This window comes from Mucilaginibacter sp. R-33 (assembly GCF_049949235.1).
Taxonomy (GTDB): domain Bacteria; phylum Bacteroidota; class Bacteroidia; order Sphingobacteriales; family Sphingobacteriaceae; genus Mucilaginibacter.
Window position 1 is genome coordinate 164,611 of sequence record NZ_CP188089.1, and the last position, 24,842, is coordinate 189,452.

A 24,842-nucleotide genomic window follows, 5' to 3' on the forward strand; every position below is an offset into this window, starting at 1 on the left:
ACGGATATTATAACACCTATCTACTATACACTCCCACTTTAGGGGGCCGGGGGGCTCAGCCTTGCCACAAACATGGTATCCGCCTTACGTTCATAGCCTTTTAATACCGCTTTCTCTTCCAGTTTTAAACCAAGCTCGTTTACTAAATAATCAACTACATCTTCATTCTCACCTTTAAAGGCAGAACAGGTAATATAGATGAGCGGCTTGCCGGGCTTAAGATATTTCATCACGTTTTGGGCAATACTCTTCTGAAGCTTTTGGAAAAACTCGATCTTGTGCATATCAAACTGGGCTATCATTTCGGGTGTACGTCCCCAGGTGCCCGAGCCACTGCAGGGGGCATCCAGGATAATCCCGTCGAAAGCGTAATCATGCATCACTGAATCAATGTTTTGGGTAAGATCGAGTGCTTTTTTCTGGTATTTGGTTAATCCGGCCAATTGGAAACGCTCATCAAGGTTGGCCAGTATAGATTCGCGGATATCGGATACAACCAGTTTGATGTTAGGCTCATCTTCATGCAGCAATAATGATTTACCACCCGATGCTGCGCAGGCATCCCACCAGCTATCCCAGCGCTGAGGCTTAAAATAATTCCCTGTTTGCTGCGATGAATAATCCTGCACTTCAAACCAGTGTTGTTTGGGAAATATGGTTTCGAGGCGGGTACCATTGGGCAGCGAATAACAGCCGTTGCCTTCATCTTTAAAAACAACCTGGGCTTTGGTTAGTTCGGCCTTTACCAAATGATCATAACCGTTGCGCACACGGATAAACAGATCGGGCTGGCAAAAAAATGATTTCAGAAAAGCTTCTTTATCAATCCCTTCTGAAAGCTGTCTGCTCCATGGGAAAACATCTGCCAGTTTAAAATCAGGGTAGGCGGTTTTTACAAGGGCCAGTTTATCATCGTCACTAAAACCAATACATACAGCCCACTCTGGTTTGAAGTGTTGCAGGTAAGAGTTGGTTTGGGTGTTGCATAAAAACTCGGCAACTAACAGGCGTTCATCTTCACAAACATCAGGCAATGCCCTGCCCAGGCGAAAGTAATTGTATACTAACCGGTTGGCAACCCGCCTGTCGGTTGAGCCCATTTGTTTGTTTTGCCGGTAAAAGCCGGGTAAAAATTTACTTAGTGGCGTATCGGCAGGGTATTCACCCAAAATTCGCTGAAACGTTTTAAGCTGATTTATAGCCTTCATTCTACCTGTTTTAGCTCAAAGTTAGTATACATTAATATATTTACGTGGGTATTGATCCAACCCAGGCCCGGCTTTTTGATGAAATGAAAGCCGTTATACAAACCTGTAAAATCCGTTCCTTCTATAGATTGCATACCTTTATCCGTAAAGAGTAGCTTTCCAAAATACAATCCTTCATCAAAACCCTTAATGGCGTATTCGGTCGGTTCAACGTGATAAGCACGCCTATAGTTACGTAAAAATGTTATTGTAGCCCCCGCTTTGTAATTTATTTTTTCGGTAGAGGTAATATGCGTATTCAAACGTTGTAAAAGTTGCGGTTTCAGGAAACTGAACTTCTCCCAGCTTGGGTGCCCAAACACCATAACCGGATAGTGTTTGTTCAATGTATCTAACGATCGGAGGGTCACACCTAAAAATGCCTGATCGGTTGCAGGGATCACAAACACATTTTTCTCTGTTTTAGAAAGCTGCGGCAGCAGGCTGCTGAGTTTTCCTCGTACCACATATACATTGGTAACCTTTACCTTCTTTTTGCTTAAGCTGTCGATAGCCTTTTTAAAATTAACAGCGTAATCATTTTCCTGGTTAAAGCCCGAACGCAGAATAAAGATCTTTTTAGGCTTAACCGTTCTGTTGAGATATTCGGCTGCGCCCCAGGCATGATATTCAAGCGGCGGAATAGCAGTGATTAAATTTTTGCTTTTAATTGTGCTTGGATTGGCAGGCGATAAGGGAGATAAAATTGGCCCCTTTGAATATGATAACGCCCCGGAAAATGCCTTCACCCCATCCGGAAAAACCGGGCCGACTATCAAATCGCTTGAACGTATAAACGCGTTTAAAGCCAGATCATGCGCCTGCATAGCCTCATCCTTTGAGTCAAAGATCTGTAGCTTATAATTATTGCCATATGCTGTAAGTGAATCAAGGGCGAGCTTAAATCCCTGGTAATATTCAACAGCGATATTGGCCTGGCTCAATTGTATAGGACTATATTTTTGAGCCGGATTTAAATGTTCAAGATTTAAAGGCAGGATCATGGCTATAGTAGCCACCTTTTGTTCCGAGGGCTTATCTGATAGTTTTTCGGTAGTATTGCCGGGCTTTTTTTCGGTATCAGTCGGTTTTTTTACGGTAGTTGCTACCGGCCGCGTTTTGGGTGAACACGCGGCCAGCAGCAAGGCTATGCAAAAAAACGGTAACCACTTATTCCCACTCAATGGTGGCCGGTGGTTTTGAACTGATATCATATACTACCCGGTTAATTCCTTTTACGTTGTTGATGATCTCGTTGCTGATCTTGGCCAGCAAGTCGTAAGGTAAATGGCACCAGTCGGCGGTCATCCCGTCAACCGATTCAACTGCACGTAGGCAAATTACGTTTTCGTAAGTACGCTCATCGCCCATTACGCCTACCGACTGTACCGGTAAAAATATAGCGCCGGCCTGCCAAACTTTATCGTAAACCCCGGCAGCACGTAAATTGTTTATATAAATTGCATCGGCTTCCTGTAATATTGCTACTTTTTCAGGCGTGATGTCTCCCAAAATCCTGATAGCCAGGCCCGGGCCCGGGAAAGGGTGACGGCCTAAAATATTAGGATCGATTCCTAAAGCTTTACCTACTTTCCTTACCTCATCTTTAAACAAAGTGTTAAGCGGTTCAACTACTTTAAGTTTCATAAAATCGGGCAGACCGCCAACGTTGTGGTGCGACTTGATGGTAGCTGAAGGGCCTTTTACTGATACCGACTCGATAACATCGGGATAGATAGTGCCCTGGCCAAGCCATTTCACATCCTGTACCTCATGCGCGGCATCATCAAATACTTCGATGAACACGCGGCCGATAGCTTTACGTTTCTTTTCAGGATCGGTTAAGCCGGCAAGCGCGTCATAAAAACGTTGTTTGGCATCGATACCTTTTATATTTAAGCCCATGTGTTGGTATGAATCAAGCACCTGCTCAAATTCATCCTTACGCAAAAGCCCGTTATCAACAAATATACAATGCAGGTTTTTGCCGATAGCATGGTGCAACAACACCGCGGCAACCGACGAATCAACACCGCCTGATAAACCAAGAACCACTTTGTCATCGCCCAGTTTTTCGCGAAGAGCGGCAACTGTGGTTTCGATAAACGAGTCGGGTGTCCAGTCCTGCTTGCAGCCACAAATGTCAACCAAAAAGTTTTGCAGCAATTGCTTGCCGTCAATACTGTGGGTAACTTCCGGGTGAAATTGGATGCCGTAAGTTTGGGTTCCGGTTACCTGGTAAGCGGCAACTTTAACGCTATCGGTACTTGCAATTACCTCAAAGTTATCGCCAATGGTAGCAATGGTATCGCCGTGCGACATCCACACCTGTGAGCCATCGGGAACATCCTTAAATAATGGATTCTCCCTTTTGATATATTCCAGATTGGCGCGACCGTATTCGCGGGTGCTTGAAGGCAATACTTCGCCGCCATGAAAATGGGCAACGTATTGCGCACCATAGCAAACACCTAAAATAGGGCGGGTAGTATGGAATTTTTCAAATTCGAAATGAGGAGCATCTTCCTGCCTTACAGAATAAGGGCTGCCGGAAAGAATGATACCTTTTACAGTGTTGTCAATTTCGGGATAATGATTGAAGGGGTGGATCTCACAATAAATATTGAGCTCCCTGACACGGCGCGCTATAAGTTGGGTGAATTGCGAACCAAAGTCAAGAATGAGGATTTTTTCTTGCATGGGCAAAGATAGGATTTTGATTTCGGAATTGGGAGTTGGGATTTCGGATTTTTTTATTTGATGATTGCCGGTGAATTTGCGCTCATCTGATCCACTTGCGCTCATCTGTGATGAGTGCTTAATATGGTTCCGCATTTGTAATGCGATTCGCGATGCAACCGCTAAGCCACGTTAAGCGCCCGTTGCAAACGAGCGCAAGTAGATTGAACAGCGGACCTGAATGGTGTATACATCAGGGTCCTCTGCGAGAGACCCTGATGGGACGTTAAATCCTATAAATCCAAAAAAACTTCCTAAATCCTGATTCAAACGTTCTGATAATTCAGCATCCAGTTAATACCGTATTTATCCGTAAGCTCCGCGAAGTATGCCCCAAAGAACATATCGCTCAACGGCATGGTAACCACACCTCCGGCCGAAAGTTCGTTGAACAGGCGCTCGGTTTCTTCGCGGCTTTCGGGTTCAATATTGATATGCATGTTATTACCGGTTTGCAGTTTAAAGCCCATACTCTCCGGCGCGTCGGTAGCCATCAGCACATGGCCTCCCATAATGGTAAGTTCGCCGTGGATGATCAATTTTTTATCAGCTTCGTTCATCCGGACCTCAGCCGGCAACTCTATATCGCTGAACCGCGTGAGTTTTTTACCTGTAAACTCGCCCTTAAAAACCTCTTTGTAAAAGGTTAAAGCCTCTTCAGTGTTTCCGGGGAAATTTAAATAAGTGGTAACCCTTGCAGCATTGCCCGGTTTCAGGTCTTTCCTGATCCTGAAAGCTGTGCTCAGATAATGATCGAGGTTGCTTAAGCCGGCAGTGAAGCCTTCCTGGAAGCCCATACCAACAATGGTTTGCATATCTTCCACTTTGTCAAAATAGATATCGATGTTAACGGTTGTATGCTCACCCTCGCCGGTAAAGTTCTTCTCCCAGTTCATGACAGGAAAATTGGTATTGGTTACCGCATTTTCATCACAAAAGGAAACAGCATTGGCGATTTTTTGCTGAACCACAATGGTTTTGTACTCTTCCTTGCACCATGTTGGATGTTCTGTATGCTCAGGGCCAACCATTTGGTACAGCCAGTAGCCACCTTCCCTAAAATCCTGGGTTTTGGTTTCGGTGCGATAGGGATGAGGTGCCCACCACTGGTCGAGGATCTCGCTTTCGGTCCATGCTTGCCATACTAAATTGAGTGGCGCGTCAAAAGTTCTTACCACATTAAGCCTCTTGTTTTGCAGGTCTTTGGTAAATACGGTTTCGTTGTTTGTCATGACTGTTTGTTTTTTAGGTTTTGTAGTACGTTATCTAACTGGCTAAAACGGGTTTCCCACAGGGCGCGGAACTGGTCCATCCAAACATCTACTTCTTTCATTTTTTGCGCGTTAAAATGATAATAAATTTCGCGGCCGGTTTGTTTTTGATTAACCAGCTGGCATTCGCTCAGGATTTGAATATGCTTGGATACAGCTTGCCGGCTGCTTTGAAAATGTTCGGCAATGGCATTGGGTGTCATAGCCTGCAAAGCAAGCAAACTAATGATGGCCCTGCGGGTAGGATCGGCAATGGCCTGAAATACATCTCTTCTCATAAATCTTTTTTTGCAACCGTTTAATTGCGAATATAAATGCAATTAATCGGTTGCGGAAATTTATTCGAAAAATGTTTTGAGTTGCAATTTTAGATTTTTGGAAATGCCTGGAAGGCTAAAGTTAAATACTAAGGAGGTTGAAATCTTCTGAGAGGTGTTTAAAACGAATAAAATATGTTTTTTGTAGAGACGCATCACATGCGTCTCTTGTAGGGCAAACCGCGTTTTAGACGAGCATGCGTAAATTGCATATGGGAGACGCATGTGATGCGTCTCTACAATTACAAGGTATTGTTTTAACAGCTTCAGAGGAATCAACTATTCCTCATCCGTAAAATGCGCTTTCCGTTTCTCTTTGGCAAATTTATCAGCATTATAATTTTCAGATTGCCCTCTGGGGATAGATAACGAATGCCAGTTTTCATTGCAAAGCATCTTACCTAAAAAAACGATCTGACCAACGTGGTAAGGGTAATGGGCGAGCTGCCGGTTAACGGCTTCCATAACCGTATGACCCTGGTTGCGGATATAGATGATCTTACCGAGATCGTCGGCGGTTAGTTTATCAAGCGTATCAAAGAGGCATTGCCATCCCTGTTCCCAGGTTTCGGTAATTGTTTGACGGGTGGGGGTAGAAGGGGTAAATTCAGCTTCCCGGTTACGGGTGGGTTTTTCGCCATCAGTAGTAAAAATATCAGTCCATCTGGAAATCATATTGCCTGACATGTGCTTCACGATCATGGCAATGCTGTTTGATTCGGGGTTGTATTGCCAATATAATTGTTCGTCGGTAAGTTGTTCAAACGTTTTTTCGCCGAGGGATTTGTAATAAGTAAACTGTTTTTTTACACTGGTTAGATAGTCGTTTTCCATAAGTTAAAGTTACAGCTGAAAGCAGAATGCAAAAAGCATAAAGCAATAAATTGATTTTTGGTTAGTGTGATTTAATTGATGAACTTATACAAACAAATCGTATTCCTAACCTCTGATTTCTAACCTCTACCCATTGTTTTTTAACCTCTAATCGCTACTTCCGTAATTCCCTGATCTCGGTTTTTAACTCCTGCAATTGTTGCCTGGTTTGGCGGTTTTCAAGGTAAAAATATATCGCGAAGCCTAAAAAGATTTTCCCTAACACAAACACAGCAGCAAAGATCCAGCGCCAGGATTTATGCAGGCGCATATGGTTCGACTCCGATTCAATCGGGATGAACTGATCTTCGGGAGGTGTTTTTTTATGCTTATTACGGCCATCGTCTGAAGTGCGGAATTTAATTGGTTGTGCCGGATTTCCCTGGTGGATAAGGCCGTCTATCTCATCTTCTATCTTTTCCCACATATGCGGAGGCGGTGAAATAGCCATTTCACCTGCTATTTTTTCCATATCTGTTTCCAGTTGCTTCAGGGCCTCATCTACTTCAGGGTATTTTGCCTTCATGTACATTAGCTCCCTTACTTCCTCGTCGGTGGCTGCACCCATTACAAAAACTTCAAGTATGCCACTATCAATATACTCTTTCATTGTTCCTCCCGTTCCTGATAATGGTAAAACATACTTTTAACGTTTTTCTGATTTCTTCTTCCGTTTTATTAAGTTCTATAGCAATGCTTCCTGCCGATTTGCATTGGTAATGAATACCGCAAAAAACCTGCTGTTGAAAGGGTGTCATTAAAGTTACATACCGGTTATTGACCCAGGGTAAATTTTCCCAAGCTCTTTTATCGGTATCATTTTCTAACGCCTCAAAAAAGTGAACCAATTTTTTGCGCGCCATGATTTGCAAACGCCAAAAGGCGCTTGTTCCGCTTTTTGAAAATTCCTCAAGCTCGTTTGGTACATCGTTAAAAACAGCTGAAAGGTACTGTTCAGCTATCGGCTTATTTTGCACAACCTCATAAATGTAGCCTAAAAGCTTTGCTGAATAACTGTTGTACAGGTTAAGTACGGCTGCCGATTTGCTCTGGCCCATGGGTGCAGATGTTTGTAACCGCGTATTCAAATTAGGGTCAGTTAAATGGTATGTTTTTAATATTCAACGAAATGTATCGAAGATATGTTGCAAATTAAAGAGAAATTACGCAAAATGTGCGAAGTAAAAAGGGGAGATTTCACACCGCTTTTATTGCATGTAATTGTATATAATTTACTACAATGCTGCCACGGGTGTAACATGTAGAAGTTTATGGTATCTTAGTGTCTGAAACAATTCCCTAATATGCTGTTAACCGATCCTCCCCCTGCTGAAAATAACGTACTGAATCCGGCCACTTCAAAACTCTTTTATATTGATAATTTAAAAGTTGCGCTGACGGTTTTGGTGGTGCTGCACCATACTTTTATTACTTACGGAGCGCCGGGAGGCTGGTATTTTACGGATAAAACAACACATACAGGGGCAATTATACCTATGTCGCTTTTCGTGGCCGTAAATCAGTCGTTTTTTATGGGCCTATTCTTTTTTATTTCGGCCTACTTTACGGCGTCGTCATTGCAAAAGAAAAGCGCTGCACGTTTTACTGCCGACAGATTAAAGCGTTTAGGTGTCCCGCTGGTGTTTTACTCGTTTATCCTGTCGCCGGTGCTGAGTTATATTGTGTACCGTTTTGCTGAAGGGCATCAGGTTACCTATCTTCAATATTTAGGCGGTTTTGATGGATGGATAGATTTTGGGGTACTTTGGTTTGTAGCTGCTTTATTGTTATTCAGCTTAATTTTTGTGCTGATCAATTCAATGATAAGGCCCCAAAGCCAACAGTTAAAAAAAGTGCCATCAGCTTTTTCCATTATCATATTTGCTGCCGCATTAGGGTTAATTTCATATATCGTACGAATGGTTTTTCCAATTGGGTGGATACTTAAGCCGGTTGGCTTTCAATTAGGGCATTTTGCGCAATACATAGGCATGTTTTGGATGGGAATAATAGCATCACGAAACAACTGGCTTAACAGTTTTGATATCAAAACAGGTAGGTTGTTTGCATGGCTGTCAGCTTTTATGATTTTTGCGGTATTTCCGGCAATTTATTTTATAAAAGAAAGCACGCATAGTTCTATCGAAACGTTTAGCGGAGAGGGGTACTGGCAATCGTTAATGTACGCCTTTTGGGAGCAGTTTACAGGTATTTTCATTATGGCAGCCTTATTGATCATCGCGAAGCATAAGTGGACAGGGCAATCTGCGGTTGGAAAAAGCATGTCGCGTGCGACATTCGGCGTATATATTTTTCATCCCTTGGTGCTCATCTCCCTTTCGGTGGCTGCCATAAGTTGGCCAATGGATCCGGCTTATAAATTGTTGATTGTTGGCCCGCTGGCTGTAACAGGCAGTTTTCTGTTGTCCATGATGCTGGTGAAGGTCCCGGGTGTAAATAAAATTATTTGATCTGAAAAAGGATATCAGGTTTAAGCAATCGGATATTTTAAAATTTTGTTTATTTAAGTATCTGATTGTTGATAATTGATCGATATCAATGAGATGTTGTCGGGATTGCGTTCCGGGGTGAGATACGGAACGCATTTTTTTTGCCTCACCCTAAATCCCTCTCCGGGAGAGAGGGACTTAAAAAGAATTGTATTTTAAAAGTCTTCGCCGTTGTTGGTGTTGTCACCAACAACTCCGCGCCGCTCAATTACTACGTGCATAGCAAATGGTGATTTCGTGATTATAAGAGACAAAACAGGCAAAAAAGTTGTTGGTGACAACACCATATCCGTTAACCTAAGGGATTGAATATGTCGTAAACAATCTCAAAGGCTGCTTTTTTCCGTTTCTTAGGTTCAATGAGCATGTTTTTTATAATTGGGAAAATGAATATCTCGCACCACTGTTCAAAGCTCATGGAGCTTTTTACCACTTTTCTTAATGCATAATCAAACTGGCGTGCCTGCTTGAAAAACTTCCACATAGAGCAAGCGTATCCGGGCACTCCCTTTTGAATAGCTGCATCGATACATCGGAAGATCTTCCAGTTGAGTAATATCCATATGAATTTGGCGATCAACTGGCATTCCAATCTGTCTTTTTTAACTGCCTTGATCTGATGTATACCGAACAACGATTTCCATGTTTTGAATACTAATTCAATCTGCCATCGTAAGCGATACAATTGAATAATAGCTGCCGCGTTAAGGGATTCTTTCGTTGTATTGGTAATGAATACGCTGAATTTACAACGGGTCTTGTACTTATCAGTAAGTTTACTTTTCTGACTTTTTGCTTTTTGTTCAGCTTTTCTTATTCGTTCTGACCATACCGCCTCCGGTACAGGTAAAGCGATCAGGCGACAAGTGATGGCATCTTTACCTGTTCCAACAATAACCTCCGTATCAAAATGATTATTATTATTCTGCATCTTTTGGTACAGCTTTACCCAATCTATCTGCTTACCATTGCTGCACTGGACAAACTTTACCTGTGGGTGAGGTCTGTTCAGGAAAAATGCCTCTTCCTTAATTACTCTTGCAAGATATTCTAATGTTACAAACCCCAGGTCCCGGATATGCAATTCGTCTTTGCAGATCCGGTCTAATGTCTTTCCCGAATGACTTTGGTCATTTTCAGTTGCTTTTGTTAATTCAAGGTTCTCCCAGTTCCCGTGCTTCAAATCAAAAGAATACTGAATGTTCATAATAGAAGATACTCCAAAGTTTCCAAAGCCTGGATAATCTTCCGCGAATTGGTCGGGTAGCGTAAACTTAGAGGAATCAGCGATTAGCACACGTGAAAAAGGCTGCCAGCTGTTTAGCTGGCCATGATCCAGCTTTAAAGCCATTTGGGTTGACAAAACCGATTTCAGAAAGTCAAGCGTTCTTGTATTGAAGCGTTTGTGCAGTCCAACTTTACTTAAAGATTTCTGATGTTGCTGGGCCAGATCGTTACAGCAATCCTGCAGACTAAGCTGGCTATGGTCTAAATCACTAAACATCAACGTGTCGATAAACTCCGATGGTTTTAGCTTGGACTGCCTTTGTAGGAAACCACTTTTTCGAGCTAATTCAGAAAGTTTATCAGGGTCTATAACTGAGCGGATGCTGGTTTGTAGTTCGGATGCATAATCAGTAACAAATGTACTTTGATCGAAAATAAAAGGCGCTTTTCCCCTTAAAATGAATGATTATCGCGAAAAAAAACTTATTTTTATAAAAGAAAAGGCGGTAATTGCCTCGAAAACAAACCGCCTTTTTAATAAATATTAAACTATACAAATATGGGAAAATCTAAGTGGTTTTGCCCAATGGCGAAGCCCCGTCATTTATAACTCCTCAAAAAAACTTTTTTAAAATCCTTAGGTTAACGGCTATGGTGACAACACCAACAACGGCATGAGTTTTTAGTGCTCATGAGGGCTACGCCGTTTAGAGGGGGCTTACTGTTTTCCCTTCAAACTATCAGCTTTTGCTTTTTCTTTCTTTTTGAAAAAACCTCTCAGGAAAAAGTTATGCTGAACGGCTTCCAGGTCATCATTTAATTTGATAGATGCTGCCTGCAGGTTATTAATGGCCGATTGTGTTTGTACTGCTGCTTTTTGATCATTTAACAATACTCCCAGCGCATTATCTGTGCTATTAAGCTTATTGCTTGCTTTGGTAAGGTTGTTAGTAAGCGTTGAAGCATTTGCCGCAGTTTGCTGCAGTTGGCCTACAGCCTGTTTAATTTGGGCAAAGGTAGCTGTATCGGTAAGCATTTTATCGGCAAGGCCGCCTTTGGTGTTCATTTTACGGCTAAACTTGTCGAGCTGCACCGCCATTAAAGCCGCGCTTTGGGTGGTGGCCTGCAGGTTGCGCATAGCGCCTCGTAGCTGTATAGCCATGGTGCTGTCGGCTAATAATGCGCCAACGGTACCTTTACCCTGCAATATGTTGTGACTTAATAATTTAAAATCATTGGTAATGGCCAACAGGTTTTGGTTATTATCCTGCAGGGTTTTAAGCATGTCATCGGTCGAGAGCATTTTTTCGGATTGCAGTACGTCGCCATCTTCAATTACCGGCGCCTGTGCAGTTCCGCCTTCTATCACAATAATTTTATTACCTATCAAACCGTCTGATCCTATTTTGGCCATCGCGTTGCGGCGGATGTATTGCTGTGTAGCCTCATCAACATTCATATACACCTGGACCTCTGATGGGCCGATAAATTTGATATTGCTGATAGTACCAACTTTAACGCCCGAAAACCAAATGGCGTTGCCTTTCTTTAAACCGGCAACATCGGTAAATACAGCGCTTAGCTTTATATTTTTAACAAAGGCTTTTTGCTGGCCGCCCAGGGTAAATACCCCCAATATAAACAATATGAGCCCAAGTGCCAGGAATATGCCTACTATGATCGATTTTCTGTTTTCTGCTGGATCCATGATAATGGTATATCTTATCTAATTGTTGTTATTCAATAAAGTTGTAATCGTAAAATGGTTTCACCCGGCTATCGGTGGTGTTAAACACCTCGTCGAAAGTACCGGTGCGCTGAAACTGCCCGTCTAAGAGCATGGCTATCCTGTCGCCGGTTTGCTTGGCGCAGGTCAGGTCATGTGTTATAATGATGGATGATGTATTGTAACGCTGCTGCACCTCGTTAATCAGGTCATTTATTTCGATACAGGTGATGGGGTCAAGGCCGGCGGTGGGTTCATCATACAGCATAACCTCGGGGTTCAGGATCAGCGTGCGGGCAATGCCGATACGCTTACGCTGCCCGCCCGAAAGCTCGGATGGCATCTGGTTAATGGTTTGCGAAAGTCCAACCGCGTCAAGCACCGTTTCAACCGCGGTATTGATCTCCCCGCGGGTAAGGTTACGTTTGTTACGCACTAACGGGAACTCCAGGTTTTTACGCACGGTCATACTATCGTACAAAGCACTGTTCTGAAACGAAAAGCCTATACGGATGCGTAATTTCTGTAAGTCATCTTCGGTAATATGAGCAATATCCTGGCCAAATACCTTTACCATACCCTCATCGGGTTTAAGCAGGCCCGATATGATCTTGATCAGTACTGACTTACCTGTACCCGAGCGGCCAAGTACCACAAGGTTTTCGCCCTGGTAAAGGTCAAGGTCGATACCGCGGAGCACGGCATAATCCTGAAAAGCTTTTTTTAAGCCCCTGATGCTGATAACCGGGTTATTATGATCTGTCTGTACTGCTGCCTTTTTCATACCTCCATAAATTAGCGGAACCAGCCGGTTATCTGTACAATAATAACTTCTTCAATAAACACCAGGAACATAGCGGTAATTACCGCGCCGTTTGCTGCTTTACCTACGCCTTCGGTTCCTTTATTGGAATTATAGCCCTGGTAGCAGCCCACAATGCCAATGGTAAAGCCAAATACAATTGATTTTATAAGCGATGCCACAAAATCGGTAAAGGTTAGCGGCTCAAAAACTTCCTGTATAAAAGTTGTCCAGGTGGTGCCTTCGTTCATGGTTACATTTAAATACCCGCCAAATAAAGCCACAAAGCCTGTATAGGTTGATAAAATTGGAATAGTAAGCGTGGTAGCCAGTACGCGGGTACATACCAGGTATTTAAATGGTTTGGTGCCGGATACTTCCATCGCGTCTATCTGCTCGGTAACGCGCATGGACCCCAGCTCGGCGCCAATGCTTGAGCCTACTTTTCCGGACGCTATCAGTGCGGTAACCAATGGCGCAAGCGCACGCATGATGGCTATGGATACCAGCGAAGGCAACCACGATTCGGCGCCAAACTGCGATAACGATGGCCTTGATTGCTTGGTAAATATCACCCCCACAATAAAACCCGTAACCGATATCAGGGTAAATGAACGTACACCTACTTCATAACACTGGCGTATAACTTCCTTAAGTTCAAAAGGTGGTACAAAAGCTTCTTTAAAAAAGCGGATGATAAACTGGTTTATCCGGTAAAGCGTTAAAAAAAAGTCGCTCAGGCTTTGTTTAAGCTTCACGAATCTTTTGTTTGTATGCCTGGTTATGCTTTGCGTATTGTCCATTAAAAATGTACTTGTATATGCGTATGGTAACTCTACAAAACCCGCAGGTGTTTGTTTGCCGTACCGTGTTTTATTTCATTAAGATACTTTGGGCAACTTTTTAAATCGTTTTAAAAAGAATTTGTTTAATTAATAAAATGACATAAAAGTATTAGGTGCCGATGCTTTATTTTGAGTGTTTACAGTAGTAATTTAAACGTTTTTGGTAATTTAAAACTAAATAATGAAAAAAAAGTATTATATCTTGCCCGTGCATTAAAAGTACATTTGATGCTAAATCAATTATAAAAATGCTGTAGCAAAAAGGCCGGCCAAAATCTCTGCCGGCAAATTATCAATACAGTATTAATGACAGATTAAATTACGGCTAAATAAACCTTTGACCGTTTGGGTTAAATGTTTAAACCAATTTGTCTGCAAACCTAAAAGTTAAAATTTATATAGCGCAGTACAGCCCCCAAAATATTAGTTAATGAAGTGTAAAATTTTGATAAGTTGCCTTATATTATACAGTATTGCCGGGCATTTTAAAACGCGCTGCCAAATTCATTTGAGTTTTCACGGCTTGATATTAACTGGGGCGAACTTTGATTTTGCCATATAACTAACGTTAAACCTACAGGCACATTTTAATTGGTTAGGTGCTGTAAGGGGCATAATACACAATGAGGTAACGAAAATCAATAATTAATTGTTTAATTGACATTTTGAAAATATAAAAGTGTTAAATTAGTATCATTAATTAGTAAACTTATTTTTTGGGATTCTATGACGACAAGTAATGTAATGCGGGAGATAACTCCGCTAACGCCAAGTGATTGTTTTACTATTTTTTCGAGGGTAAAAAAGAAATTTGATTTTCCGCTTCATTATCATGACGAATACGAGCTTAATTTAATTATCAACGCCAAAGGGGCCAAAAGGGTGGTAGGTGGCCATATTGAGGTTATTGAAGAAGTGGAGCTGGCGCTGATAGGCCCAAACTTATACCATGCCTGGTTTACGCACCAATGTCAAAGCGAAGATATAACCGAGGTTACAATTCAGTTTCATAAGGATCTGTTTGATGAAAAGTTTCTGAAGCGAAATCAGTTAAGTTTTGTAAAAAGCATGCTCGAGCGCTCGCAAAGGGGGGTTTCTTTCTCATCGGAAACCATTTACGCGCTTAAAGACAGGATTATGCAATTGGATAAAAAGAGCGGTTTTGACTCCGTATTAGAGCTTCTGTCCATTCTTCATGACCTGTCAATTTCCCGCAATATGAAAATGCTGTCGGATCCAAGCTTTACAAATGAGAAGTTTTACTACAACAGCCGCCGCATCGAAAAAGTGTTTGAGCACATGAATATTAACTATAACAAGCAAATCACCCTTGCCGAAGTAGCTAAAATTGCCAATATGCCCGAGGCTTCATTTAGCAGGTTTATCAAAAAGCGCACGGGCAAAACCTTTATTGACAGTTTGAACGAGATCAGGCTTGGGCATGCTTCCAGGATGCTTATTGACTCCACAACCACCGTGGCCGAAATTGCCTATAAATGCGGCTTTAATAATATCTCCAATTTCAACAGGATCTTTAAGCGTAAAAAAATGTGTATTCCCAAAGAATTCAGGGAAACCTATACCGGAAACCGCGTATTTATTTAACTGGTATTTATTTGGCTTTATGGTTGGTTAAAAATGTATCAGCCTATCGATAAAGTTAAATATAAGGTTAAAAAAGTATTATAAAGTTGCTGATAATAAATTCAATTTTGAGTAATGACAGTTAGGTGTCTGAACTCGAATTTTTGGAATTTATGAATTCGTCGAATTTATTGTATTTGGCCATTTTTAAACCAGGATTGTAGTATTCTGACAATTATTTAATTCAAAAAATTCCGGTTCAGACAAAATCAGACAAGATGAAGTTACACTTACTTGATGTTGCCATTATAGTTTTATACCTGCTGAGCACCATTTTTATTGGTTTATGGTACCGTAAAAAAGCCCGCGAAAATAAGGAAAGCTACATGCTGGGCGGCAAATCTTTACCCTGGTATAAACTGGGTTTAAGCGATGCCTCCGATATGTTCGACATCAGCGGCACCATGTGGATGGTAAGCCTGTGCTTTGTTTATGGTATGAAGAGCATCTGGATCCCCTGGCTATGGCCGGTATTTAACCAGGTGTTTTTGATGATGTACCTGTCGCGTTGGCTGCGTCGGTCAAACGCCGCTACTGGGGCCGAATGGCTGGCAACCCGCTTCGGTAAAACCGGGCCGGGGGTAACAGGTTCAAATGTGGTAGTTATCGCTTTCGCGCTGTTAAGCTGTTTTGGCTTTTTAGCCTACGGATTTATTGGTTTGGGCAAGTTCATTGAAATATTTATCCCGTGGGACCTGGTTAAAGCTTACGTGCCCTTCCACGTTGCGCCTCAGTATGTGCCGCATATGTACGGGATCATATTTACGCTATTTGCCATGTTTTATTCTATCATAGGCGGCATGCATAGTATTGTACTGGGCGATATGATCAAGTACGGCATTATGACCGTAGCCTGCGTGTGGATCAGTTTCATAGCTGCAGGCAAACTCAGCGGCAACCACCTCAATGTGCCCGATGGCTGGTATAGCCCTTTTTTTGGTAAAAATCTGGGCCTCAGCTGGACGGGAATCATCAACGAGGTAAATAACAAGATCAAAGAAGATGGTTATTCGCTGTTCGGCCTGTTTTTCATGATGATGACCTTTAAAGGTTTCTTCGCGGCAGTTGCCGGGCCCGCGCCTAATTATGATATGCAAAAGATCCTCTCCACCCGCTCGCCCGAAGAGGCCAGCAAAATGAGCGGCTTTGTAAATATCATCCTGCTGCCTATCCGTTATTCGCTTATTGTGAGTTTAACTATCCTGGGTGTACTTTTTTATCACCAAATGGATTTGAAAGACGCCAAAGGGGCTATTGATTTTGAACGCATCCTGCCGGCCGTGATCAACAACTTTTTGCCCGTTGGTTTGGTTGGCTTGCTGCTGGCCGGTTTGCTTGGGGCTTTCATGAGCACCTTTAGCGGTACCATGAACGCGGCGCAGGCTTATATTGTGAATGATATCTACCTCAAATACATCAACCCGAAGGCATCTACCAAAAAAATCATCACCGCCAATTACATGGTGGGGGTTTTTGTGGTAGCGGTAGGCGTGATACTCGGCTTTTTTGTAAAGGATGTGAACAGTGTGCTGCAATGGATAGTATCGGCACTTTATGGCGGTTATATAGCCAGTAACGTACTTAAATGGCATTGGTGGCGCTTTAATGCCAACGGTTTTTTTTACGGGATGCTTTCGGGGATTTTGTCAGCCATGATATTCTCGCTTATTATCCCTTCGATCCAACTGTTGTACTGGTTCCCGGTGCTGTTTGTCATCTCGCTGGGGGGCTCGGTTATCGGCTCGTACGCTACAGCGCCAACGGATATGACCGTGTTGCGGTCGTTTTATACCACCGTAAGGCCGTGGGGCTTTTGGGGGCCTGTTAAGGCTTTGGTAATGGAGAAAAATCCATCATTTGTGCCTAACAAAAACTTTAAGCTAAACATGTTCAACGTGGTTATCGGTACTATTACACAATGCTGCCTTACCATACTGCCCATGTACCTGATACTGGCACAAAAAGCATCGCTCATAGTTACCATAGCCATACTGGTGGTTACTATTACCATACTGAAAAAAACATGGTGGAATAAATTAAAAGACTATTGATAAAAAACTATATGACGCAGGAATTTAACCAAAGGCTCATTCAACTACAGGCCGAACAAGCGCAATTGATTAACCGGCAAAACCAGGTTGAGGAAACAGGCAACGGTATTTTTTGCCGGTTTAAATATCCTGTGCTTACTGCCGCCCATACCCCGCTTGAGTGGCGATATGATCTTGATGCTAAAACCAACCCTCATTTAATGGAACGTTTTGGTATTAACGCGGTTTTTAATGCCGGCGCTATAAAGTTTAACGGCAAATACCTGATGGTAGCGAGGGTTGAAGGCGCCGATCGGAAATCGTTTTTCGCTGTGGCCGAAAGTGCTGATGGGATCAATGGGTTTAAATTTTGGGATTACCCGGTTGAACTGCCCCAAACCGATGAGCCCGATACCAATGTGTACGATATGCGCCTTACCCAGCATGAAGATGGCTGGATCTATGGCCTGTTTTGTACCGAACGCCGTGACCCCGAAGCTCCGTCATATGATCAGTCGATGGCGATAGCAGCCTGCGGTATCGCGCGCACCAGGGACCTGGTAAAATGGGAGCGCCTGCCCGATCTGAAAACCAACTCGCCCCAGCAGCGCAACGTGGTATTACACCCCGAGTTTGTTGATGGTAAGTATGCCTTGTATACCCGTCCGCAGGATGGTTTTATCAGTGCAGGGACCGGTGGTGGAATAGGTTTTGGCTTGTGCGATACTATGGAGCACGCGGTTGTTGACCATGAAACAATCATTCACAATAAAAGCTACCATACCGTTTACGAAGCCAAGAATGGCCAGGGCCCGGCGCCAATCAAAACGGAAAAAGGCTGGCTGCACCTGGCGCATGGCGTACGCAATACAGCTGCTGGTTTACGTTATGTGTTGTACATGTTTATGACCGACCTTCATGACCTTACTAAAGTACTTTACCAACCAGCAGGTTATTTTTTGGCACCGGTCGGTGAGGAGCGTATCGGCGATGTATCCAATGTGGTGTTCTGTAACGGCTGGATAGCTGACGATAACGGATCTGTTTATGTTTATTATGCATCCTCAGATACCCGCATGCATGTAGCCATCACCACAATTGATAAACTGATAGACTATGCCATGAACACACCGGCCGATGGTTTGCGTTCAGCCTCATCGGTACAGGCAGTGTACAATATTATCGATAAAAATAAAGCTTTAAGCCAATTACAGGGAGCCAGCGCCTGAACAGAGATTTAAACATGCTTCAACCATCAAATACTGTTTCAAAAGATCAACTCGTTATCTTCAGCAATGAGCTAACAGGTGAGCTGAAAAATATCCTCAATTATTGGCTCAATCATACTGTAGATGAAGTAAATGGTGGTTTTTTTGGCAAGATCAACAATGATAACCAGGCTACTCCCGGTGCCCACAAAGGTTCGGTCTTAAACGCGAGGATCCTGTGGAGTTTTTCTGCTGCTTACAATCAAACCCCCGATGAAGCTTATTTACAGGCAGCTAAGCGGGCCTATGATTATATCAAAGCTCATTTTGTTGATGATGAGTTTGGCGGCGTGTATTGGTCGGTTGATTACAAAGGCGATATATTGGATACAAAAAAACAGGTATATGCCAATGCCTTTACCATTTACGCGCTGAGTGAATATCATATAGCTTCGAAATCGGAAAGAGTAAAGGAGGAAGCCATCGGCCTCTATCATCTTTTGGTTGATAAAAGCTACGACAACGATAAAACGGGTTATTTCGAAGCTTTCACGCGCGATTGGCAGCCGCTCGGCGATCTTAGGCTAAGCGCTAAGGATGCCAATGAGAAAAAGACCATGAACACCCATCTGCACGTACTGGAAGCTTATACCAACCTGTACCGCATCTGGCCCGATGACGGACTTAAACAGCAGATTGAAACCCTGATCAATAATTTTTTTGATCATTTTATTGATGCTGGAACCGGGCACCTCGTGCTGTTTTTTGATGAGGATTGGAACCGCCGGTCGGAAACCATATCGTATGGGCACGATATTGAAGCTACATGGCTTTTACTGGAGGCCGCTGAAGTTATCGGCAATCATGAAATGATTACAAGGGTCAGCAGCACTTGCATCGCGATAGCAGAAGCAACTATACAGGGTTTAGACGTTGATGGTGGCTTATGGTATGAATATGAACCGGCGGATGATCACCTCATCAAAGAAAAACACTGGTGGGTACAGGCCGAAGCTATGGTAGGTTTTTACAACGCCTGGCAGGTTAGCGGTAGTGATAAATACTTTCACTTGGTCCTTAAAAACTGGGCTTTTATAAAAGATAAAATACTGGATAAACAAAACGGTGAATGGTTTTGGGGTATCAAAGCCGATGGCAGTATTATGCCCGGCGAGGACAAAGCAGGGCTTTGGAAATGCCCCTATCATAACAGCCGTGCGTGTATTGAAATTATCAGGCGTATAGGCCCGATAAATTAGCGACAAAGCAGGCCTTCAAATGGTGTAACTTAGCGGCAGTGAATATGATAAAATTTTTTAGAAGGATTGCTGTTTTATACCTGCTGATCCATAGTTCAACCGCTATGGCGCAGCTGTTTGAACCTGCCGATAAACATGCCACAACCGAAGCCCGGCAGCTTTTTTACAGTATGCAGCGCCTGCTTAACGTGGGGGTAATATTTGGTCACCACGATGACCTGGCTTATGGTGTGGGATGGCGTAATGAACCGGACCGCTCAGATGTTAAGAGTGTTACCGGATCATACCCGGCCCTGTATGGCTGGGATTTGGCCAGGATTGAGCACGACAGCATTCACGATATTAACGGAATCGCCTTTGAACAGCAGAAGCGGTTTGTTAAAGATGTTTATGCGCGCGGCGGCATCAATACATTTTGCTGGCATATGGATAACCCGGTCAATGGCAAAACCGCCTGGGATACCACGCAGCATACCGTAAAAGATCTTATCCCCGGCGGCGCGTTTCATGATGTATATGTTGGATATCTTGATCGTGCGGCCAATTATTTAGCTGAAATGAAAGGCCCGGAAGGCGAGGCTATCCCGATATTGTTCCGGCCATTTCATGAGCTTACGGGCAATTGGTTTTGGTGGTGCAAAAACACCTGTACCCCCGATGAATTTAAAGCCCTGTGGCGTTTTACTATCGATTACCTGCGGGATAAAAAGAAGCTGCATAACTTGCTCATCGTATATTCGGCGGCTGATTTTGAATCGGAATATGAGTTTTTGGAACGCTATCCCGGCGATGCTTACGCGGATTTTATAGGCTTTGATAATTATTGTACGCAAAGCGTTGAGCGTTTTCAAGCTAAGCTGGATCAACGCCTTGCCATTGTTGATGGCATCGCTGTAAAACACCATAAAATAACATGCCTGCCCGAAACCGGCTATGAAGGTGTCCCCATGTCCAACTGGTGGACGGATATAATACTGCAAACCCTCGCTAAGCATAAAGTATCCTACGTAATGGCATGGCGCAACGGAAACGATCATCATTATTACGTTCCATACCCCGGCCAAACCAGCGCCGGTGATTTTATAAAGTTTTATAATAGCCCGCAAACCATTTTCCAAAACCGCATAACACCACTGGGCATTTATGGTAAGCCAAATTGGAAGCAGTAGCCTTGCGGTTCATGGATGATAGTTCATGGTTCATAGAGGAGGTGGATAATACATTCATTTTGGCTTTATGCTTTAAGCCTTCGACTTTTTGCTTAAAACAGCTACCCCCGATATCCCGGCCAGCAAGGACGCTAACAGGATCCCATATTTGGCCTGGTCAATCATTTCGGCATGATCAAAGGCCAGTGCCGATATAAAAAGGGACATGGTAAAACCTACGCCTGCAAGCAAAGCCACACCTGTCATTTGTTTCCAGGATGAACCTGCGGGTAATTGTGCGCCAAATTTTACCATGAGCCAGGTAAAGAGCAATACACCTGTAAACTTGCCGGCAAGCAGGCCTGTAGCCACACCCATGCTAACAGGGTTGGCCAGTGACGAGAAAAAGTCATGGCTAACAATAATCCCGGCATTGGCTAAAGCGAAAAGCGGCATGATGACGAAAGCTACCCAGGGATGCAGGATGTGTTCAATTTTTTGCAGCGGTGTTTCGGCGTCAAGGCTCAGCTTTTTTATTTTATCAATAATGTGGTGCTGTTCGGGCGTTATAAGCGTACTGTTGTTGGGCTGCTCGTTTTCAAAATCGGTAAGGTATTGCTTTACAGATTGGGTGTAACTGATCTCGCTGATGCGGGTACGTGCTGGAATAGTAAAAGCCACCAATACACCCGCAATAGTTGCGTGGACGCCTGAAAGTAAAAAAGCTATCCAAACAGCGAAGCCTATGATCAAATAAAAAGCGGTACTCCTGATCCCCATTTTATTGCCGATAAGCAGCAGCACCAGCAGCCAAACCCCAAAGGTAAGCGGCACAAGCGCTATGTGACTGCTGTAAAAAAGAGCAATAACTAAAACAGCGCCGAGGTCATCGGCAACGGCCAATGCTGATAGGAAAACTTTTACAGAGGATGGAATATGTTTGCCCGCCATAGATAGTAAAGCCAGCGCGAAGGCTATATCTGTAGCCATCGGAATCCCCCAGCCATGGGCCGATGGCTTACCGGTATTAAAAAGGAAAAAGATGAAAGCAGGCACCAGCATTCCGCCCAACGCGGCAAACATCGGTAATGAAGCTTTTTTTACAGAGGATAGTTCGCCGGCCATGAACTCGCGTTTTAACTCGAGGCCTATCACAAAGAAAAACAAAGCCATAAGGCCGTCGTTGATCCAAAGGTGCAGGGGATGGTTTAAAACATATTTATCAAAACCGAGCGATAGTTTGAGTTCCCAAAGTTGGTGGTAACTGTGCCGAAAAGGCGAGTTTACCCATATGATAGCCGCAATTACGCTGATAAAAAGCACTATGCCGCCGGTATGTTCCTGGTTTATAAATTTGCTTACCGGCTGCGTGATTTTATCAATAGGGTAGCTTTGTTTCATAGATGCCTAAAATAGGGATTAAGTTTGATTTTTTGGTGAGATGATCTGCCGATTACATCGTATTAAAACAAAACCCGGCCATAAAACATTTATCAATGAAACCGGATATTATGAATAACTATCAGCAAAAATGGATAAATACATTGAAAAACGCTCATTTAAATGGTTGGGAGATCAAGCCCCAGGGAGATGATATTTTTGTGGAGATGCCGCATGTTACGGATCTTAAACTGATAAGGGATAACCTGCCTGAAACGCTTGCGCTGATGGCTTTGGATATTAATTTACCGAAGGAAAGGCTGAAGTTTATTTTTCACAACGGGTACGAGCAGTTTGAATACCTGCTTAATCCTGCCGCTGCGGATTTGGAACAGGAGGACTAAAATCAACGGTTGTTGTTTCGTTGGGTAATTCCTCTTTGGTATTATCCGAATCAATTTTGGCCATTGTTGATACCACTACTACCGAAATTCCCATACAGGCAATCAGGATAAAAGAGGCCCTGAGGGTAGCAATTCCTGCTATAAAACCGATAACCGGCGGACCGACTAAAAAGCCCATAAAACCAATAGTTGATACTGCAGCCAGTGCAACGCCCGGCGACATAGTTTTTGATTTACCGGCAGCGCTGTATACCATTGGTACTACAGATGATACACCTGCACCAACCAGTAAAAAGCCTGCCATGGCCGTATAAACATAGGGGAAAGCTACGGCTATTAACAAACCCATTGCGGTTAATGAGCCGCTAACCTGTAAGGTGCGTTTTAAGCCAAACTTGTGAGCAAACCAATCGGCCACAAAACGTCCGCCTGCCATGGTGAACATGAATGTAGTAAAGCCTATGCCAACCAACGCCTCGGGAGCCAGCACCACTTTTTTGAAGTAGATCACGCTCCAGTCGAACATGGCGCCTTCGCAAATCATGGAACAGAAGGCTATGATACCTAATTTGATGAGCGATTTATCGGGCATTACAAATACAGGCCCGGAATCGGTTACTTTATCATCTTTCAGATAACGGGCAGCTACGGCCACGCCAATCGCTATCACGATCAGCATTAATGAAAAATGATGAAAAGGGATAATGCCGTTGGCTATCATGAACGTGCCTATACCTGCTCCGGTAAAACCGGCCAGGCTCCACAGTCCGTGAAAAAAAGCCATAATGGGCCGCTGGTAAAGCTGCTCGGTAGCCACTGCCTGCGTGTTTACCGCAATGTTTACAGAATTGCTTGCAAAGCCGAAGCATAGCAGGCAGATGATAAGTTGAAACGTATTTTGTGCGAGGCCTAAACTCACCAATGCGGCAGCATAAACCAATAGCGCGGCGATAACGAGTTTTTTACTGCCTATTTTGGTGATGATCCAGCCCGAAAAAGGCAGGGAACACATAAGGCCTACAGGCAGGGCAAATAACACGGCACCCAAACCGGCATCTGATAAACCTAAATTTTGCTGAACAGTAGCAATACGCGATGCCCAGCTGGAGAAACTTAACCCCGCCATAAAAAACATAGCACCCACGGCAATGCGGAGCGTTAGTTTGTTAATGATATCTGTTTTTTGCGGGAAATTGTTCATGTTTTAGTATTGCCATAGTGTCTAAATGACACTATGGTTAATTGCCACAAATATAAGGCAATTAATTGTACTTTTAATAAGCTAAATCGTTTTTTACTTTTAGGTGAATTAAACACTATATAAATGGAAAAGCGCTCGCTTAGCCTGTAATTGACTGAAAGCGAACGCTTCTATAATCTTGTTTTATATTGTTAAGTTTTTACATTGAAGGAGCCAACAACGACATATGATATACCGGTACTCAGGTTTTTAAACTCAGCCCTGAAAGTACCTACTGCATTTCCTTTGCTTGCGCTTGAATGATTTAACGTTGTAAACTTAACTTTGCCACCCAAAAAAGTAGCATCTATATTTGCACCCAAATTAACATTCAAATCTATTAGATCATAGGTGCCTGCGACCACTGTATTGGCTCCTAACTGAAATATGTCCGAACCATTACCATTGATGTACGAAATCATAGTAGTTCCGGTAGTAGATATCGGACTTTGATCGATAGATGTAAGCATAGGGCCGCTCTTTACAACCTTGGCACCCCCATCAACCTGGTAGGAGATGGTTCCCTGCGAAGTAGCTGGGTAATCAGATCCATCGTCGGCAGTGCTGGTTCCTGTTCCTGTGCCCGTTCCTGTACCTGTCCCCGTCCCGGTGCCTGTACCAGTTCCCGTGCCCGTCCCGGTTCCTGTACCAGTGCCTGTCCCGGTTCCTGTACCAGTGCCTGTCCCGGTTCCTGTACCAGTGCCTGTCCCGGTTCCCGTACCAGTGCCTGTCCCGGTTCCCGTACCAGTGCCCGTTCCTGTATTTGTAGCAGGGACAACGTCAATAGCTTTTGTTTCTTTATCCGGGCCGAGAGGAGGGTCAAGTTTGCAGCTACTTACCGAAGCTGCTATTAAAAGAAGGGTAATTACTTTGCAGTAAATTTTTTTCATATATACAAAGAGTGATAGTTTATGGTTTTACGGTTTAAATATAAGTATTTTAGCTCTTTGTACGTAGGAGAAAAACTATTTG

Annotated in this window: 22 protein-coding genes; 7 read left to right on the plus strand and 15 right to left on the minus strand. The window is 43.3% G+C overall.

Features of this window, described 5'->3' with window-relative positions:
• Positions 1-38 precede the first annotated feature (38 nt).
• From ACP26M_RS00820 to ACP26M_RS00855, 8 genes are all read right to left on the minus strand, one after another.
• Positions 39-1,208 (minus strand): RsmB/NOP family class I SAM-dependent RNA methyltransferase, encoded by a 1,170-nt coding sequence (locus ACP26M_RS00820; RefSeq protein WP_426585297.1) that lies wholly within the window; start codon positions 1,206-1,208, stop codon positions 39-41.
• Positions 1,205-2,461 carry an ABC transporter substrate-binding protein gene (locus tag ACP26M_RS00825; RefSeq protein WP_426585299.1) on the minus strand — a complete coding sequence of 419 codons (1,257 nt, stop codon included), beginning with the start codon at positions 2,459-2,461 and terminating at the stop codon, positions 1,205-1,207. Before ACP26M_RS00825 ends, ACP26M_RS00820 begins: the two co-directional genes overlap by 4 nt.
• Complete coding sequence (guaA, locus tag ACP26M_RS00830) at positions 2,418-3,947, minus strand: glutamine-hydrolyzing GMP synthase (RefSeq protein WP_426585301.1); 1,530 nt, start codon at positions 3,945-3,947, stop codon at positions 2,418-2,420. The genes ACP26M_RS00825 and guaA overlap by 44 nt, the downstream gene beginning before the upstream one ends.
• A gap of 305 nt (positions 3,948-4,252) precedes the next feature.
• Entirely contained in the window at positions 4,253-5,218 is a 966-nt protein-coding gene (locus ACP26M_RS00835) for an SRPBCC domain-containing protein (RefSeq protein WP_426585303.1), read from the minus strand.
• Positions 5,215-5,535, minus strand: coding sequence for an ArsR/SmtB family transcription factor (locus ACP26M_RS00840; protein WP_090528388.1), 321 nt, complete (start codon positions 5,533-5,535; stop codon positions 5,215-5,217). The genes ACP26M_RS00835 and ACP26M_RS00840 overlap by 4 nt, the downstream gene beginning before the upstream one ends.
• A gap of 318 nt (positions 5,536-5,853) precedes the next feature.
• Positions 5,854-6,408, minus strand: coding sequence for a DUF1572 domain-containing protein (locus tag ACP26M_RS00845; protein ID WP_426585305.1), 555 nt, complete (start codon positions 6,406-6,408; stop codon positions 5,854-5,856).
• Positions 6,409-6,562: 154 nt separating this feature from the next.
• Positions 6,563-7,057 carry a hypothetical protein gene (locus ACP26M_RS00850; protein WP_426585307.1) on the minus strand — a complete coding sequence of 165 codons (495 nt, stop codon included), beginning with the start codon at positions 7,055-7,057 and terminating at the stop codon, positions 6,563-6,565.
• Positions 7,041-7,505, minus strand: a complete 465-nt coding sequence (locus ACP26M_RS00855) for a hypothetical protein (protein WP_426585309.1) — start codon at positions 7,503-7,505, stop codon at positions 7,041-7,043. Before ACP26M_RS00855 ends, ACP26M_RS00850 begins: the two co-directional genes overlap by 17 nt.
• Before the next feature lie 246 nt (positions 7,506-7,751).
• On the opposite strand from ACP26M_RS00855, the gene ACP26M_RS00860 reads away from it, so the two are divergent.
• Positions 7,752-8,918: an acyltransferase family protein gene (locus ACP26M_RS00860; protein ID WP_426585311.1), complete on the plus strand. Its 1,167-nt coding sequence runs from the start codon at positions 7,752-7,754 to the stop codon at positions 8,916-8,918.
• A gap of 331 nt (positions 8,919-9,249) precedes the next feature.
• On the opposite strand, the gene ACP26M_RS00865 is transcribed toward ACP26M_RS00860, so the two are convergent.
• The 4 genes from ACP26M_RS00865 to ACP26M_RS00880 form a co-directional block, all read right to left on the minus strand.
• Positions 9,250-10,644, minus strand: a complete 1,395-nt coding sequence (locus ACP26M_RS00865; protein WP_426589699.1) for an IS4 family transposase — start codon at positions 10,642-10,644, stop codon at positions 9,250-9,252.
• Between the two features lie 258 nt (positions 10,645-10,902).
• Positions 10,903-11,892, minus strand: coding sequence for an MlaD family protein (locus ACP26M_RS00870; protein WP_426585313.1), 990 nt, complete (start codon positions 11,890-11,892; stop codon positions 10,903-10,905).
• Between the two features lie 28 nt (positions 11,893-11,920).
• The gene (locus ACP26M_RS00875) at positions 11,921-12,694 is read right to left on the minus strand and encodes an ABC transporter ATP-binding protein (RefSeq protein ID WP_091166784.1); all 774 of its coding nucleotides are present in this window, start codon (positions 12,692-12,694) and stop codon (positions 11,921-11,923) included.
• A gap of 11 nt (positions 12,695-12,705) precedes the next feature.
• Entirely contained in the window at positions 12,706-13,470 is a 765-nt protein-coding gene (locus ACP26M_RS00880; protein WP_223266281.1) for an MlaE family ABC transporter permease, read from the minus strand.
• Positions 13,471-14,283: 813 nt separating this feature from the next.
• Here ACP26M_RS00880 and ACP26M_RS00885 point away from each other — a divergent pair.
• The 5 genes from ACP26M_RS00885 (at position 14,284) to ACP26M_RS00905 (ending at position 20,867) form a co-directional block, all read left to right on the plus strand.
• Positions 14,284-15,162, plus strand: coding sequence for an AraC family transcriptional regulator (locus tag ACP26M_RS00885; protein WP_426585316.1), 879 nt, complete (start codon positions 14,284-14,286; stop codon positions 15,160-15,162).
• A gap of 257 nt (positions 15,163-15,419) precedes the next feature.
• Complete coding sequence (locus tag ACP26M_RS00890; RefSeq protein ID WP_426585318.1) at positions 15,420-17,252, plus strand: sodium:solute symporter family protein; 1,833 nt, start codon at positions 15,420-15,422, stop codon at positions 17,250-17,252.
• 11 nt (positions 17,253-17,263) lie between these two features.
• Complete coding sequence (locus ACP26M_RS00895; RefSeq protein ID WP_426585320.1) at positions 17,264-18,460, plus strand: glycoside hydrolase family 130 protein; 1,197 nt, start codon at positions 17,264-17,266, stop codon at positions 18,458-18,460.
• A gap of 14 nt (positions 18,461-18,474) precedes the next feature.
• A complete protein-coding gene (locus ACP26M_RS00900) occupies positions 18,475-19,698 on the plus strand; it encodes an AGE family epimerase/isomerase (RefSeq protein ID WP_426585322.1) in 1,224 nt (407 codons plus the stop codon).
• A gap of 44 nt (positions 19,699-19,742) precedes the next feature.
• The gene (locus tag ACP26M_RS00905) at positions 19,743-20,867 is read left to right on the plus strand and encodes a glycoside hydrolase family 26 protein (protein WP_426585325.1); all 1,125 of its coding nucleotides are present in this window, start codon (positions 19,743-19,745) and stop codon (positions 20,865-20,867) included.
• A gap of 72 nt (positions 20,868-20,939) precedes the next feature.
• On the opposite strand, the gene nhaA is transcribed toward ACP26M_RS00905, so the two are convergent.
• Positions 20,940-22,247 carry a Na+/H+ antiporter NhaA gene (gene nhaA / locus ACP26M_RS00910; protein WP_426585327.1) on the minus strand — a complete coding sequence of 436 codons (1,308 nt, stop codon included), beginning with the start codon at positions 22,245-22,247 and terminating at the stop codon, positions 20,940-20,942.
• Between the two features lie 95 nt (positions 22,248-22,342).
• On the opposite strand from nhaA, the gene ACP26M_RS00915 reads away from it, so the two are divergent.
• Positions 22,343-22,630, plus strand: coding sequence for a hypothetical protein (locus tag ACP26M_RS00915; RefSeq protein ID WP_426585329.1), 288 nt, complete (start codon positions 22,343-22,345; stop codon positions 22,628-22,630).
• Here ACP26M_RS00915 and ACP26M_RS00920 read toward each other — a convergent pair.
• Both ACP26M_RS00920 and ACP26M_RS00925 read right to left on the minus strand, forming a co-directional pair.
• Positions 22,593-23,831, minus strand: coding sequence for an MFS transporter (locus ACP26M_RS00920; RefSeq protein ID WP_090528348.1), 1,239 nt, complete (start codon positions 23,829-23,831; stop codon positions 22,593-22,595). The genes ACP26M_RS00915 and ACP26M_RS00920 overlap by 38 nt on opposite strands.
• 191 nt (positions 23,832-24,022) lie before the next feature.
• Positions 24,023-24,760, minus strand: a complete 738-nt coding sequence (locus tag ACP26M_RS00925; RefSeq protein WP_426585331.1) for a hypothetical protein — start codon at positions 24,758-24,760, stop codon at positions 24,023-24,025.
• Positions 24,761-24,842 lie beyond the last annotated feature (82 nt).